The following is a 13,976-nucleotide window of genomic DNA, read 5'->3' as shown; positions in this document are numbered from 1 at the left end:
TGCGGAGGGTGAGGACAAGGTTGGCGATTAGTACCAGGCGGGCAAACCAAGGGTCAAGGGTCGCCTCGCTCGCACCCCGGAGGAGACGCGCCTCGCGGACGGGACCGTTCCACGCGGCTGGGACGAGGACGACGCCCGGAGCGCCGGCCGTCCTCGCGGAAACGGCGGATGAGTCCTCCTAGGGGTCCGGCGACGCGCCGGATCCGCCGGGAATCCCACGGTGCTCACGACTGACCGGGGTGACCGGGTGGGTGATGGGGGTATAAGCGCGATTGGCCCCCCGGCTTCGATCTCATCTCGACCGTGGGGGACCTGTGGCAGACGACGGCAACCGGAAACAGCAGCAGCTCGACCAGTATCGGGTGGACTCGGCGGACACCCGGTACACCACCGACCAGGGCGTCCGTGTCGACGACACCGACAACTCACTGTCGATCGGTGAGCGCGGCCCGACCATCCTGGAGGACTTCCACTTCCGGGAGAAGGTGATGCGCTTCGACCACGAGCGCATCCCGGAGCGGGTGGTGCACGCCCGCGGTTCGGGCGCGCACGGCGTCTTCCAGGTGTACGAGTCCCTGGCCGAGTACACCTGCGCCGACTTCCTGTGCGACCCTTCGCTGGTCACCCCGGTCTTCGTGCGCTTCTCCACCGTCGCGGGCTCGCGCGGATCGGCCGACACGGTGCGCGACGTGCGCGGGTTCGCCACCAAGTTCTTCACCCGGCAGGGCAACTACGACCTGGTCGGCAACAACTTCCCGGTGTTCTTCATCCAGGACGCGATCAAGTTCTCCGACTTCGTGCACTCGGTCAAGCCCGAACCGCACAACGAGATCCCGCAGGCCCAGTCGGCGCACGACACCCTGTGGGACTTCGTGCAACTGCAGCCGGAGACCATGCACATGATCATGTGGCTGATGTCGGACCGGGCGATCCCGCGCAGCTACCGGATGATGCAGGGCTTCGGTGTGCACACCTTCCGGCTGGTCAACGCCGAGGGGCGGGGCACCTTCTGCAAGTTCCACTGGCGGCCCAAGCTCGGCACCCACTCGCTGGTGTGGGACGAGGTGCTGCGCATCCAGGGCAACGACCCCGACTTCAACCGCCGTGACCTGTGGGACGCCATCGAGAACGGCGACTACCCCGAGTGGGAGCTGGGCCTCCAGCTCGTGCCGGAAGAGGACGAGCACAAGTTCGACTTCGACCTCCTCGACGCCACGAAGATCATTCCGGAGGAGGAGGTGCCGTTGCGGGCGGTCGGCAAGCTGACCCTCAACCGCAACCCGGATAACTTCTTCGCCGAGACCGAGCAGGTCGCCTTCTGCACCGCCAACGTGGTGCCGGGCATCGACTTCACCAACGACCCGCTGCTGCAGGGCCGCAACTTCTCCTACCTCGACACCCAGCTGCTCCGCCTCGGCGGCCCGAACTTCCAGCAGATCCCGATCAACAGGGCGGTCGCGCCGGTGCACAACGACAACCGCGACGGCTTCCACCAGCACATGATCCACACCAGCCGGACGAGCTACTCCAAGAACTCCATCAGCGGGGGCTGCCCGGCGACCGGCGTGCTCAGCGGTGACATGACCGGGGTCTTCCGGCACTACACCGAACGGGTCGAGGGCGAGAAGATCCGCAAGCGCAGCCCCAGCTTCGGCGACCACTACAGCCAGGCCACGCTGTTCTGGAACAGCATAGCCCCCTGGGAGAAGGACCACATCGTCAAGGCGTTCCTGTTCGAACTCGGGCACGTCGAGCGCCGCTACATCAAGGAGCAGGTGGTCGAGCGGCTGACCAACGTCGACACCGGGCTGGCCGCGCACGTGGCCGCGGGGCTCGGCCTGCCCGCGCCGACGGCCAAGGGCGTCAACCACGGCAGGTCCTCCCCCGCGCTCAGCCAGGCCGACCAGCCCTCGTCCCTGGCCACCCGCAAGATCGCGGTCCTGGTGAGCGACCACACCGACGCCGAGGCGCTCTACCCCGTGATCCAGGAGCTGGAGAACGGGAAGGCGATCTGCGACGTGGTCGCCCCGCACGAGGGCATGGCCGGGCCGCTGTCGGTCGACAAGCAGGTCAGCGCGGCCTCGTCGGTACTGTACGACGCGGTGCTGTGCACCGGCGGTGAGGGGCAGGCGGACGACGGCTACGCCGTACAGTTCGTCCGCGAGGCCTTCAAGCACGGCAAGGCCATCGGTGTGCTGCCGGACGGCGAGGCCCTGTTGCGGGCCGCCGCGCTGCCCGGCCGCCAGGGGGTCGTCGAGGCCTCAGCGGGAGACGACTTCGTCCAGCGGTTCGTCGACGCCGTCGTCCGGCACCGGCACTACGACCGCGACGTGGCGTCCTTCCCCGCCTGAGCGGGAGAGGCGGCCTCCGGCCTTCGGGCCGGAGACCGCCAGGACATCCGAGCCGTCCGCCGGCGCGGGAACACGGCGGACCTCTCGGCGTCGGTGACGACGCCGAGAGGTCCCCCGATCCGTGCCGTACGGAGCTTCTGTCGGTCCTGCATGCCAAAGTGACCCATGACGACTTTCGCCCAGCTTCGCAAGACCGCGCTCTCCCTCCCCGGGACCGCCGAGCAGGGTGACCGCCCCGGCGTGATCGCGTTCACCGTGCACGGCAGCCTGTTCGCCTCGACGGAAGACAACGACCACGTGCACCTTCACCTCCCCGCAACGGAGGCGGAGAAGGTTCTCGCGGCGTACCCGACCGCGGAGCCGCTGTCCCACGACGGGACGTCGGCCGGCGTACGTGTCCCGCTCGTGGACATCGACGGTCAGCAGCTCAACCACTGGGTGCGCCGCGCCTGGTTCTCCCACGCGCCGCGACAGCTCGCGCGGCAGGCCGCCGCCGGAGAGACGGCGGTCGCCGGTGAGACCGGTGACCTGCCCAAGGCCATCGGAGGGCCCGCCACCCGGGCGCTCGCCGGCATCGGCATCACCACTCTCGCCCAGGTCGCCGAACTGACCGAGGCCGACCTGATGGCGATGCACGGAGTAGGGCCGAAGGCGGTTCGCGTTCTCGGCGAGGCACTCAGGGCGGCCGGACACGAACGCGGGAACTGACCTCACCGGGACACGTCGAGAGGTCCCCGGCCGGAATCCGTCCGCCCAGGGACCGGCGGACCGATTCCGGCAGACGGGCAAAAATCCGCAGACCTCGCTTTGGCCTTACCTCTGCGCCCCCGGCGGTATCGCCTCCGTGACGACGCCGGAGCCACCGGCCATCCATGGCCAATCCGCGTCCCGGGAGACCTTCGGAGGGTACGGCATGCCTTACGTGACCACGCGCGACGGCACAGAGATCTTCTTCTACGACTGGGGCAGCGGGCCGCCGGTCATCTTCATCCACGGCTGGCCACTGAACGCGGACGCCTGGCAGGACCAGCTGAAACTGGTCAAGGACCACGGCTTCCGGGCCATCGCGCACGACCGCCGGGGGCACGGCCGCTCAAGTCACCCCCACGACGGCTACGACTTCGACACCTTCGCCGACGATCTCAACGACCTCATCACCAAGCTCGACCTGCGTGACGTCACGCTGGTCGCGCACTCCATGGGAGGCGGGGAGCTGGCCCGTTACATCGGCCGGCACGGCACCGACCGCATCAGTAAGGCCGTGCTGCTGTCGGCGGTCCCGCCGCTGATGCTCAAGACGGACGACAACCCCGAGGGCACCCCCCAGGGGGTGTTCGACAAGATCAAGGCCGGTATCCTCGCCGAACGCTCGCAGTTCTGGAAGGACTCCGCGGAGGGCTTCTTCGGCGCCAACCGGCCCGGTAACAAGGTGACGCAGGGCAACAAGGACGCCTTCTGGCTGATGGCCATGGCCGAGAACATCGAGGCCGGGGTGGTCTGCGTGGACGCCTTCTCCTCCACCGACTTCACCCAGGACCTGAAGAGGTTCGACATTCCCACCCTGATCATCCACGGTGACGACGACCAGGTCGTGCCGATCGCGGCCTCGGCGGACAAGTCCTCGAAGCTCATCCCGAACTCGACCTACAAGGTGTACAAGGGCGGCTCACACGGCATCGCGCTGGTGCCCGGCGACAAGGAGAAGTTCAACACCGACCTGCTGGAATTCCTGAACTCATGACCCGCGGGTGGTGCCCGTCCGCACGACGGGCACCACCCTCACGGCGGGCCGGCTCAGCGGTCGGTCCACAGGTGCCAGAACACGTCGCCCTCGGAGCAGGTGTAGTGCCCCCAGTGCCCCCGGTCGATCCCGCCCTGGCCCGCGGTCACGCACCTGGCGTGGCTCGTGAACCAGTCACGGTAGACGTCGTCGCCGAGCGCCTGCACGGCGGTGCCCTCGGTCGCGACGGTGGCGTGTGCCGGGCCCGCGGTCAGCAGGCAGGCGGAGCCCAGCACGGCGGCGGCCAGCGCCACCGGACGGAACCTGGTCGTCATGTCGTCTCCTTCGCTTGTCTTCGCACGCCGTACGGCGGTGCCCGTTCCGGCGGACCGGGGCGGCGCGACCCGGGATCCCGCGCCCAGTGCCGTGGGGTCGCGCGCCCCGGTCACTCGTAGCGTGGTGGAGGCCGCCGACACGCCGGTCACCCGCCGGTCACGCGCACCGCTCCGTCGCGGGCCCGTACGTGACGCGTTGCGAGCTGAGGGTAATGATGTGATTACAATTCGCTGTGAAAGGGTTGGGTTTCGAGTTCAGGATTCTGGGGCCGGTCGAGGTCCTGCACCACGGCAACCGCCTGACCATCCGAGCGGCCAAGCTGCGCACCCTGCTCGCGGCGCTGCTCCTGGACGCCAATCGCGTGGTCACCGTCGAGACGCTGATCGAACGCGTATGGGGGGACGACGCCCCCAACGGCGCCCGCAACACGCTGCAGAACTACGTGCTGCGGCTGCGTCGTCTGCTGAACGGGGCGGGGTGGGAGTGCCCGCTGACGACGCACCCGAGGGGGTATGCGATCGAGCTGCCCGCCGACACGCTGGACCTGCACCGTTTCGACGCCCTGGTGCGCCGCGCGCGGGCGGCGGCCGCCGTCGAGGAGACGGAGCAGGCCGCCACGCTGCTTCGGGAGGCGTTGCGCCTGTGGCGCGGAGAGGCGCTCGCGGACATCGGATCAGAGGTCATACGCCGTGACGTCGTCCCCGTGCTCGACGAACGCAGGCTCGACGCCCTTGAGCTTCGCATCGAGGCGGACCTGGCGCTGGGACGGCACGAGGACGTGCTGGCCGAGCTGCACGGGCTGACCACCGCGCACCCGCTCAGGGAGCGACTGTGGAGGCAGCGGATGCTCGCGCTGTACCGGTCGGGACGCCGGGGCGAGAGCCTGCGCTGCTATCACAACGCCAGGGACGCGCTGGTCGAGCAACTCGGCGTCGATCCCGGCGACGAGCTGCGTGAACTGCACCGGCGGTTGCTCACCGCCAGCCCCGCGCTGGCCTACGTCAGCCCACCGCGGGTGCGCGGCAACCTGCCCGCCGAGGTGACGACGTTCATCGGCCGGGCACGTCAGCTCGCCGACATCGGGCGTCTGGTGAGAGGAAACCGGCTGGTCACCCTGACCGGCGCGGGCGGGGTGGGCAAGACCCGGCTGGCCCTGCGGGCGGCGGCCGAGCTGTCCGGGGACTTCCCCGACGGGGTGTGGCTGGCCGACCTGACCGCGTTGCCGGAAGGACGGCCACTTGAGCACCTCGTGGTCCAGGCGCTGAGAATCCGCGACCAGTCCGCGCGTCCGCCCGCCGACGTCCTGGCCGACTTCCTGCGTGACAGGCGGCTGCTGCTGGTGCTGGACAACTGTGAGCACGTGGCCGCCGCGGTCGGCGCTCTGGCCGACACCCTGCTCAGGGCCGCCCCGGGCCTGCGGATGCTGACGACCAGCAGGCACCGGCTCGGCCTGCGCCACGAGCACGTGCTGGTGGTGCCCCCGCTCACCCTGCCGCCCGTGGCCGCCGCGTCCCGGGAGCGTCCGCTGACCGGCTACGACGCGGTGGCGTTGCTGGTGGCGCGGGCCGCGGCGGCGGCACCGGACTTCCGTGTCACCCACGACAACCACGACCTCGTCGTCCAGCTGTGCAGGCGCCTGGACGGCATCCCGCTGGCCATCGAACTGGCCGCCGTACGGCTGGGCACGCTGTCCATCGCGGAGATCCTGGAGCGCCTCGATGACTGCTTTCGTCCGCTGGGCGGCGACATCCGGGCCATGCCCCGCTACCACCGGACGTTGTGGGACGTCATCGACTGGAGCCACGAGCTGTGCACCGAGCCGGAACGTCTGCTCTGGGCGCGCCTTTCGGTCTTCTCCAGCGGTTTCGACCTGGAGGCGGCCGAAGCCGTGTGCTCCGGCTCGGGCATCGCTCGCCGGGACGTCGTGGATCTGCTGGCGAGCCTGTGCCACAAGTCGGTCCTGCTGGCGCGGACCCAGGGTCTCCGTACGCGCTACCGCCTTCTGGAGACCATCCGTCAGTACGGCGGGCGGAGACTGGCCGACATGGGCGCGGAAGCCCGGCTGCGGCGGCTCCACCGCGACCACTACCAGAGACTGGTCGCCACCGCCGCGGCCGAGTGGTGCGGCGTCCGCGAGGTCGAGTGGCTGTCCCGGCTGCGAAGGGAGCTGCCCAACCTGCGGACGGCGCTGGACTTCTGCGTCACCGAGCCGGGGCAGGCGGACAACGGCCTGGAGATCGCCGTCAACCTCACCCGTGTCCGGTCCTGGTTCTTCACCAGCACCATCGGTGAGGGCCGCCACTGGCTGGAGCGCACCTGCGCGTTGTCCGCGCCCGGCCCCCGGCGCACCGACGCGCTGGCGATGCTGAGCTGGGTGGCCCTCCTGCAGGGCGACCACCGGCTCGCCGAGAGGTATCTCGCCGAACACCGCGCCCCGGCCTCGCCCGTCGCCACCTATCTGGAGGGCGCCCATGCGATGCTCACCCATTCCGACGCCGGGGCGATCCCCGTGCTGGCACGGGCCAGGGACATGTTCCGGCGGGCTGGTGCCCGGGGAGACGCCCACATGGCCACCATGCTCTGGGCGATGGCCTGCGCCTTCCTCGGCGTCCCGGACGTCGCGCGCGCCGCGGGAGACGCCTACCTGGAGGAGGCCGAGGCGAACGGCGCGGCCTGGGCCCAATCATGGGCACTGTGGACGCTCGGGCTGACCAGGCTGCGGCTCGGCGACACCGTCGCGGCCATCGAGCTGCTGCGCGACTCCCTGGTCCGCCAGCGCGACATCGACGACCGCTGGGGTCCCGTCTGGGGAGCGGAGGCGCTGGCCTGGGCCGTCGCCGCCGCCGGGCAGTACCACCGGGCCGCCGAGCTCCTCGGCGCCGCCCGTCATCTGCGCCAGGCCGTGGGCGTCGGCCTCATCACCCTGCGCCCCTTCCACGAGATGCACATCGAGGCCGTACGGCTGGTGCGCGACAACCTCGACGCCCGCTCCTACGCCGCGGCCCTCGAACGGGGGGCCAGGACCGAGGACGCCTCCCCGTGGCCGTCCTGCCTGGTCGAGGCCCTGGAGAGGCATGGGGTGGTTCACACCTCCTCGGAGAGCGGGGCGACCCGGTGACGGTCGTCCCGTTTCGGGCCCGGAGGTCCCGCGGGGTCTTGAGACGGCGGCCGCCGAGACTTCCGGCATCTCTTGCCTCCTGCTTCCTGGGCGGCGACCGGCCTGCTCGACTCCCTAATATTCCCTATTATTCCCTTAAAGAGGGGTGTTAAGGTGATTTTGGGGAATCGCGATTCCCCTCTTCGTCCGGATGCGCGAGCACCCGGCGGGGCGGGGACGGCACATCGACGAAGGAGAGGGTCACATGAAGGTCATCGTCGCGGGCGGCGGCGGGCGGACTCCGAGGCGCACCGGCGCGGTGGTCAGGCCATGACCGCCATCTACCGGACCGAGGACGGCGGCCGGCGCATCCGCGAGCGGTACGTCCAGACCCTGCGTACCTGGCCCGTTCCTTACGAGCACCGGAGGGTCCCGACCCGCGAGGGAGAGACCTTCGTCGTGGTCTCCGGCCCCGAGGACGCGCCGCCGCTGGTGCTGTTGCACGGCTCGGGCACCAACGCGGCGATGTGGGTCGCGGAGGTGGCCTCCTGGGCCGAACACTTCCGCGTCCACGCCGTCGACATGATCGGTGAGCCCGGCCTGAGCGCCCCCTCCCGCCCTCCGCTTGACTCCGAGGCGTACGCCCTCTGGCTGGACGACGTCCTGCGGGAACTCGGGGTGTCGAGGACGTCCGTGGTCGGCGCCTCGCTCGGTGGCTGGCTGGCGCTGGACTACGCCACCCGCCGCCCGGACCGGGTGGAGTGCCTGGCGCTGCTGTGCCCCGCCGGAATCGGCAGGCAGAAGTGGGGCTGGCTGCCGAAGGCCGTACTGCTGAACCGGTTCGGTCTGTGGGGACAGCGCAAAACGCTTGAGACGGTCGCGGGGCTCGACATGCCGGGTTCCGAGGAGTTCCTTGAGGGGATGGCCCTCACCTTCCGGCAGTTCCTCCCCCGTAAGCGGTTGCCGGTCTTCTCCGACGACACGCTGCGGAAGCTGACCATGCCCGTGCTGGCCGTCGTCGGTGACCGTGACGCCATGCTCGACTCGCAGGACACCGTCCGGCGCCTGAACGAGACCGTCCCGCACGCGACGGTTCGCCTGCTGCCGGGAGTCGGGCACTCCGTCGTCGGCCAGAGCGAGGTCGTCCTCGCCCATCTGCGGCGGACGTCCGCCACGCAGTGAGCTCCTCACGGTGAGATCGAGGCGACGGGCGTGTCGGTCCTTCTGTACGGCCGTGCCGCTCGGGAGCGTTTACGGCACCCGAGGACCACGAACACGACGGAGCGCACCGATGTCCCTGCCCGCGCACATGTACGCCGCCCACGTCACGGGCCCCGGTCCCGCCGAGGCCATCCGCTACGGCCGGATACCGGTGCCGGACATCGGCCCCACCGACGTCCTGGTGCGGGTGCGCATGGTCGCCGCCGACCCGGTGGACGTCTTCGTGCGCTCGGGCGCCTACCCCACGCCCATGCCGTCGCCGTTCGTGATCGGCCGGGACCTGGTCGGCGAGGTGGCCGCCGTGGGACCCGGCGCGACCGGCTTCTCCCCGGGGCTGCCGGTGTGGTGCAACAGCCTGGGGCACGCCGGCAGGCAGGGATCCTTCGCCGAGTACGCCGTGGTCGCCGCCGACCGGCTGTACCCGGTTCCGCCGGGCGTCGACGAGGCCGACCTGGTCGCGGCCGCCCACCCGGCGGCGACCGCGTGGCTGGCCCTGTTCCGGCACGGGCGGCTGCGGGCCGGGGAGAACGTCCACGTCGGCGGCGGGGCGGGCAACGTCGGATCCGCCGCGGTCGCCCTGGCCGTGGCGGCGGGGGCGCGCGTGGTCGCCACCGCGCGTCCGGAGGACTTCGCCTCCGTCCGCGCGCTGGGCGCCGCCGAGGTCCTCGACTACCGCGACCCGGACCTGGCCGACGGCCTGCGTACGGCCGCGCCCGGCGGCTACCGCGTGTGGGCGGACACCTCGGGACGCGGGGACCTGGCCGCCGGGGTCGGTCTTCTCGCCCGTGGCGGGCGGCTGGTGGTGATGGCCGGGCTGCACGCCACCCCGGCGCTGCCGCTCGGCTCCCTCTACACCCGGGACGCCTCCGTCGTGGGGTTCGCGATCAGCAACGCCTCCGTCGCCGATCTCGCCGACGCGGCAGGCGGCGTCGCCTTCCTGCTGCGCGAGACCCGGTGGCGTCCCCGTGTCGCCGGGCGGCTCCCACTGTCGCAGGCCGCCCAGGCACACCGCAGGCTGGAGACGGGAGACGTCAACGGCAGGCTCGTGCTCTCCCCGTAGGGGTGGTGGTCACCGGGCCGCGGGTTCCGGCGAGGAGCGGTAGTAGGCGGCGATGGAGTGGAAGGCGGCCTTGGGTTCCCACGGCCTCTCCGGGTCCTCGTGGACCTTGACGACGCCGTAGCTGGCCAGGTCCAGGTCGTCGCGGGGGTCGCCACCGGGGCGGTACGGGTGGTCGTAGAGCGCGAAGGTGAACACGAAGGCGCTGTCGACGCCTCCGGCGTCGAAGACCTCAAGCAGTTCACGCACGTACGCGGCCTGTCCGGCCTCGTCACGTTCGTACTCGCCGTTCAGCCGGACGGGCGCGCGGGTGGCCGGGTCGTACTCGACGACCTCCAGGCCGAGGGCTCCCCTGTCCCCCGCCCCCCGGTAGCTCGCCGCGCCGAACTCGGTGATCGCGACCGGCTTGCCCTGCGCGACGAGTCCGTGGACACCGGCGGCGAACCGGTCGGCGATCTCAGCCGACCGATAGAGGTCCACGGACATGATGTCGAAGGGCTCCCAGTTGACGCGTTCGAGCGGCACGGAGGCGTAGGTCACCTTTCCGCCGAAGCGTTCGCGGACGAGCGCCACCGCTTCGGCGAGGAAGTCGTTGACCCGTGCGCCGACCGTGCCGATCTGCTCGCGCACCTGGTCCGGCCTGCTCAGCAGCCCGACTCGCTCGTCGATGCTGTCACCGGGCAGGAATCCCTTGTTCATCAGGCAGAGTTCGGCGCCGGTGACGAACACGACCTCGGCTCCCCTCAGCCGGAGCCGCTCCGCGCGTTCGGCGCAGTCGGCGAACAGCGACAACATCTCGCCGGGGGTCAGTTCGAGCGGGTACGGGGAGAACCAGACTTCGAGGCCGAGGTCGGCGGCGCACTCCGCGGCGAGTTCGATCCGTTCGGGGTCGCCGCCCATGACGCGGACCGCGGTGCAGTTCAGGTCGTCGCGGATGGCGCGCATGTCACGCCTGACGTTCTCCGCGGCGAACCGCCGGTGACCGATCGTTCCGTTGACGACGAAGCCGGTGTCATAGCTGATGCCCTTGGCGCGCACGTGCTGTGCCTTTCTCTGGAGGGAGTTTTAAGGTACTCCAAGTACCCTATTTGTGCGAGGGAGGGACGGCAACAAGGATGGGAGGGCACGGCCGGTATCGACTACGGGAAGAGCCATGACAGAGGACGCGGCAGGCAGTCCGGCGGGACGTACCAGGAGGCGTGGGGCCGCCCTGGAGGAGGCGATCCTGAGCGCCGCGGCCGACGAACTGGCCGAGGCCGGATACGCCGGGCTGACCATGGACAGGGTCGCCGCGCGAGCCGGGACCAACAAGAACGCCATCTACCGTCGCTGGCCGAACCGCCTCGCGCTCGGCGTCGCCGCCTACCGGCGGCTGACCACGACGATCTCCCCCGACGACACCGGCGACCTGCGGGGCGACGTCCTGGCACTGCTCCGCCAGGCCAACCGCTACTGGAGCTCCCCGCAGGGCGCGATCCTGCGCGAGCTGTTCGCCGCGGCCGGAGGGGCCTCGGAACTCCTGGAACAGTTGCAGGACCGGTCCGGTGACGACGCCGCGGCCCCGTGGCTGACCGTCCTGGAACGCGCGCTCGCGCGCGGCGAGGTGGCCCCCGAGGCGCTCACTCCACGGGTCGCCACCGTGGCCATGGTCCTGCTGCGCAACGAGTTCGTCGTGCGCGGGGTCCCCACCGCTCCCGACGACGTCCTCGTCGAGATCGTCGACGAGGTCTACCTCCCCCTGGTACGGCGGCGCGCCCCGGCCCGGAACTGACCTCGCGCACGCCCGGGTGTCAGCCGGCCTTGGGCGGGTCCTGCGGCTGCGCGTGCTGCAGCTGGACACAGCATTCGCCGGAGCGCGGAGCGAGAACCGCCCGAACGGCTCCGGCCTGCAGTCCTTGCAGGTATCCGGTGAGGAAGGCGTGGTTCATGCCGCAGACGAGGTCGGGGGCCTGGGCGGCGAGAGGGTGGAAGGGGCAGTTGCGCAGCCGTAGCCGGTCGGGGGCCTCGCGGGCGGGCTCGAAGCCGTGCTGGTTGAGCATCTGCTCGCACAGGGTCAGGCCGCGTTCGGCGCCGATCCTGCCAGGCCGCAGGCGCGCGCGGTCCTGGCCGCCGAGTTCGTCGCCGTGCTGCCTGGCGGTGCGTATGGCGGCGTTCGCGGCGGTCTCGTTCTCGCCTTCGGCCAGGACGGCCCGGAGGAGGAGAGCGGCCAGCAGTTCGTGGCGGCGGTCGGGAATGCTGACCTGGATGGGGCTGTCGGTCGGCTCGTAGAGCTTGGGCTGCCGTCCGACCTTGCGCAGGCCGGTCGGCGACGCATGCCGGGTGCGGAGCAGTCCGGCGTCGACCAGCTTGTCCAGGTGGAACGCGGCGAGCTTGCGGGAGATGCCGACGTCGGCGGCGGTCTCCTCGCGTGTGACGGGCCGGCGGGCACGGCGGATGAAGGCGAAGATCTGCCGCCGGGTGCCTTCGCCGAGCACGCTGAGGGAGTCGAGCGCGGCGTCCGCCGGAGAGGCCGGCTGGCTCATGTCAGAGGTCACTCCTTCACGATAATGCCAGCATGCGCTGTCGGACGATGGGTGGAGGCCTTTCTCATCGGCATCGCTTGACCGCCACCCCTAATAAGACCAAAATCCATTGGTGAAAAGGAGGTGGTCATGACAACCCGGCCACACCAGGCCAAGCAGCCGGTCAGCGCCGCGCTCGCCGGCCCGTACGGACACCCGTTCCACCCCATGCTGGTCACGATCCCGATCGGTGCCTGGGCGGCCGGCCTGGCCTTCGACATCGCCTCACAGTTCGTGGCGGATCCGCGCTTCCTGTCCCAGGGAGCGATGTGGCTGATCGCGATCGGGGTGGTCGGCGCCCTGGGCGCGGCCATGGCCGGATTCCTGGACCTGTTCGCCATCCCCACGGCCACCCGCGCGTTCCGGCTGGCGCTGATCCACATGACGCTGAACCTGCTGGCGACCGTCGCCTACCTCGGCAATTTCCTGTGGCGGTACTCCGAGGCCGTCACCGGCGGCGTCCCCGCCGGGCCGCTGGCCCTCAACGCCGCCTCCTTCCTGGCCTTGGCGGTGGCGGGATGGCTGGGCGGCAGGCTCTCCTACCGCTACGGCGTCCGGGTGGCCGACGAGGCGACACAGGCCGAGGGGTTCGCACCCGCGGGCCGTACCCACTGACAGCATCGGTCGCCGCACGGTCCCCGGGGCGGCCACCATGAGCAATCTGGAGTTTTCATGAACATCGCCGCACTGGTCACCTGGGTGGTCACCGCGCTCGGCGGCTTCCACATGCTCGGCACCTGGCTCTCACGCGGTGGTGCCCGCGGCGGTAGCCACCTGCCGGTCCCGGTGATCTTCGGCCATTTCGCGCTGGCCGCCGTCGGCCTGGTCGTCTGGGTCGTCTACCTCGTCGCCGACCTGAACGCGCTGGCCTGGATCGCCTTCGTCCTGCTGGTACCCGTCGCCCTGCTCGGGTTCGTCATGCTGGCCCGGTGGATCCCGGTGTACCGGGCACGTACCACCACCGTCCCGTCGGCGGGTGAGCGCACCGCCCCCGCCGAGCGGCACTTCCCGGTCGTCGTGGTCGCCGCGCACGGGTTGTTCGCCGTCGTGACCGTGCTCCTCGTCCTGCTCTCCGCCCTGGGCGTCGGCGGCGGCTGACGGAGACCTCGCCCTCCTCGGCGCCCCGCGCGCCGAGGCCCGCTCGCGTCGCCGGTTCCCCGCCCTGACCGCCTGCCCGGATGACCGGCACGCCCGCAGCTGGAAGGATCACATCGTGGAAATCTGGATCAACCCCGCGTGCAGCAAATGCGCCTCCGCTCTTTCACTGCTCGACGAGGCGGGTGCCGCCTACACCGTGCGGCGCTACCTGGAGGAGCCGCCCACCGCCCAGGAGATCGAAGACGTGCTGCGGCGTCTCGGCATGCAGCCCTGGGACATCGCCCGTCTCGCCGAACCCGCGGCGGCCGAACTGGGCCTCACCACGTGGCCACGCGACGAAAGCCACCGCCCCCGGTGGATCGCGGCGCTGGCCGCTCACCCGATCCTGATCCAGCGGCCCATCATCACCGCGGACGACGGAACGGCGGTGGTCGGCCGCACACCCGAATCCGTACGGTCCCTCCTGCCGTGACGGCCGGCCCCGCACCACGGCGTTCAGGGGTGGGGCCTTCGCCGACGTCGGCGAAGGCCCCAC

At 70.8% G+C, this 13,976-nt stretch carries 14 protein-coding genes; 11 read left to right on the top strand and 3 right to left on the bottom strand.

Annotated elements, in window-relative coordinates; translation table 11 throughout:
* Positions 1-314 precede the first annotated feature (314 nt).
* From ABZ470_RS21710 to ABZ470_RS21700, 3 genes are all read left to right on the top strand, one after another.
* On the top strand, positions 315-2,351 hold the full coding sequence (locus ABZ470_RS21710; protein WP_362913288.1) for a catalase: 2,037 nt from the start codon (positions 315-317) through the stop codon (positions 2,349-2,351).
* Positions 2,352-2,516: 165 nt separating this feature from the next.
* On the top strand, positions 2,517-3,059 hold the full coding sequence (locus ABZ470_RS21705) for a hypothetical protein (protein WP_362913286.1): 543 nt from the start codon (positions 2,517-2,519) through the stop codon (positions 3,057-3,059).
* Between the two features lie 205 nt (positions 3,060-3,264).
* Positions 3,265-4,092 carry an alpha/beta hydrolase gene (locus tag ABZ470_RS21700; RefSeq protein WP_362913284.1) on the top strand — a complete coding sequence of 276 codons (828 nt, stop codon included), beginning with the start codon at positions 3,265-3,267 and terminating at the stop codon, positions 4,090-4,092.
* Between the two features lie 53 nt (positions 4,093-4,145).
* On the opposite strand, the gene ABZ470_RS21695 is transcribed toward ABZ470_RS21700, so the two are convergent.
* Positions 4,146-4,406, bottom strand: a complete 261-nt coding sequence (locus ABZ470_RS21695; RefSeq protein WP_352012458.1) for a hypothetical protein — start codon at positions 4,404-4,406, stop codon at positions 4,146-4,148.
* A 233-nt stretch (positions 4,407-4,639) separates the two neighbouring features.
* Between ABZ470_RS21695 and ABZ470_RS21690 the strand changes: the two genes are divergently transcribed.
* The 4 genes from ABZ470_RS21690 to ABZ470_RS21675 all read left to right on the top strand — a co-directional run bounded on the left by ABZ470_RS21690 (position 4,640) and on the right by ABZ470_RS21675 (position 9,785).
* Positions 4,640-7,525, top strand: coding sequence for a BTAD domain-containing putative transcriptional regulator (locus ABZ470_RS21690; protein ID WP_362913282.1), 2,886 nt, complete (start codon positions 4,640-4,642; stop codon positions 7,523-7,525).
* 190 nt (positions 7,526-7,715) lie between these two features.
* A complete protein-coding gene (locus ABZ470_RS21685) occupies positions 7,716-7,838 on the top strand; it encodes a hypothetical protein (protein ID WP_362913280.1) in 123 nt (40 codons plus the stop codon).
* Positions 7,835-8,686, top strand: a complete 852-nt coding sequence (locus ABZ470_RS21680) for an alpha/beta fold hydrolase (protein ID WP_362913278.1) — start codon at positions 7,835-7,837, stop codon at positions 8,684-8,686. Before ABZ470_RS21685 ends, ABZ470_RS21680 begins: the two co-directional genes overlap by 4 nt.
* Before the next feature lie 109 nt (positions 8,687-8,795).
* Positions 8,796-9,785: an NADPH:quinone reductase gene (locus ABZ470_RS21675; RefSeq protein ID WP_362913276.1), complete on the top strand. Its 990-nt coding sequence runs from the start codon at positions 8,796-8,798 to the stop codon at positions 9,783-9,785.
* 9 nt (positions 9,786-9,794) lie between these two features.
* Here ABZ470_RS21675 and ABZ470_RS21670 read toward each other — a convergent pair whose 3' ends face one another.
* Positions 9,795-10,820: a hypothetical protein gene (locus ABZ470_RS21670; RefSeq protein ID WP_362913274.1), complete on the bottom strand. Its 1,026-nt coding sequence runs from the start codon at positions 10,818-10,820 to the stop codon at positions 9,795-9,797.
* A gap of 115 nt (positions 10,821-10,935) precedes the next feature.
* On the opposite strand from ABZ470_RS21670, the gene ABZ470_RS21665 reads away from it, so the two are divergent.
* On the top strand, positions 10,936-11,553 hold the full coding sequence (locus ABZ470_RS21665; RefSeq protein WP_362781502.1) for a TetR/AcrR family transcriptional regulator: 618 nt from the start codon (positions 10,936-10,938) through the stop codon (positions 11,551-11,553).
* 19 nt (positions 11,554-11,572) lie between these two features.
* On the opposite strand, the gene ABZ470_RS21660 is transcribed toward ABZ470_RS21665, so the two are convergent.
* Positions 11,573-12,304 carry a helix-turn-helix domain-containing protein gene (locus ABZ470_RS21660; protein ID WP_362913272.1) on the bottom strand — a complete coding sequence of 244 codons (732 nt, stop codon included), beginning with the start codon at positions 12,302-12,304 and terminating at the stop codon, positions 11,573-11,575.
* A 129-nt stretch (positions 12,305-12,433) separates the two neighbouring features.
* On the opposite strand from ABZ470_RS21660, the gene ABZ470_RS21655 reads away from it, so the two are divergent.
* The 3 genes from ABZ470_RS21655 to ABZ470_RS21645 all read left to right on the top strand — a co-directional run bounded on the left by ABZ470_RS21655 (position 12,434) and on the right by ABZ470_RS21645 (position 13,913).
* On the top strand, positions 12,434-12,958 hold the full coding sequence (locus ABZ470_RS21655; RefSeq protein ID WP_362913270.1) for a DUF2231 domain-containing protein: 525 nt from the start codon (positions 12,434-12,436) through the stop codon (positions 12,956-12,958).
* A gap of 57 nt (positions 12,959-13,015) precedes the next feature.
* Positions 13,016-13,441 (top strand): hypothetical protein, encoded by a 426-nt coding sequence (locus tag ABZ470_RS21650; protein ID WP_362913268.1) that lies wholly within the window; start codon positions 13,016-13,018, stop codon positions 13,439-13,441.
* A gap of 115 nt (positions 13,442-13,556) precedes the next feature.
* Positions 13,557-13,913 carry an arsenate reductase family protein gene (locus ABZ470_RS21645; protein WP_352012449.1) on the top strand — a complete coding sequence of 119 codons (357 nt, stop codon included), beginning with the start codon at positions 13,557-13,559 and terminating at the stop codon, positions 13,911-13,913.
* Positions 13,914-13,976 lie beyond the last annotated feature (63 nt).

The sequence above is a fragment of the Streptosporangium sp. NPDC020072 genome (assembly GCF_040631445.1).
In the GTDB taxonomy this organism is placed as follows: Bacteria; Actinomycetota; Actinomycetes; order Streptosporangiales; family Streptosporangiaceae; genus Streptosporangium.
This window is presented reverse-complemented; position numbering and strand designations above follow the sequence as displayed.

What these genes read in the sequence shown, in the direction of transcription:
- ABZ470_RS21705 (WP_362913286.1), top strand. Translation starts at nt 2,517, where the DNA reads ATGACGACTTTCGCCCAGCTTCGCAAGACCGCGCTCTCCCTCCCCGGG.
- ABZ470_RS21700 (WP_362913284.1), top strand. Translation starts at nt 3,265, where the DNA reads ATGCCTTACGTGACCACGCGCGACGGCACAGAGATCTTCTTCTACGAC.
- ABZ470_RS21695 (WP_352012458.1), bottom strand. Translation starts at nt 4,406, where the DNA reads ATGACGACCAGGTTCCGTCCGGTGGCGCTGGCCGCCGCCGTGCTGGGC.
- ABZ470_RS21685 (WP_362913280.1), top strand. Translation starts at nt 7,716, where the DNA reads ATGCGCGAGCACCCGGCGGGGCGGGGACGGCACATCGACGAAGGAGAG.
- ABZ470_RS21680 (WP_362913278.1), top strand. Translation starts at nt 7,835, where the DNA reads ATGACCGCCATCTACCGGACCGAGGACGGCGGCCGGCGCATCCGCGAG.
- ABZ470_RS21675 (WP_362913276.1), top strand. Translation starts at nt 8,796, where the DNA reads ATGTCCCTGCCCGCGCACATGTACGCCGCCCACGTCACGGGCCCCGGT.
- ABZ470_RS21665 (WP_362781502.1), top strand. Translation starts at nt 10,936, where the DNA reads ATGACAGAGGACGCGGCAGGCAGTCCGGCGGGACGTACCAGGAGGCGT.
- ABZ470_RS21660 (WP_362913272.1), bottom strand. Translation starts at nt 12,304, where the DNA reads ATGAGCCAGCCGGCCTCTCCGGCGGACGCCGCGCTCGACTCCCTCAGC.
- ABZ470_RS21655 (WP_362913270.1), top strand. Translation starts at nt 12,434, where the DNA reads ATGACAACCCGGCCACACCAGGCCAAGCAGCCGGTCAGCGCCGCGCTC.
- ABZ470_RS21650 (WP_362913268.1), top strand. Translation starts at nt 13,016, where the DNA reads ATGAACATCGCCGCACTGGTCACCTGGGTGGTCACCGCGCTCGGCGGC.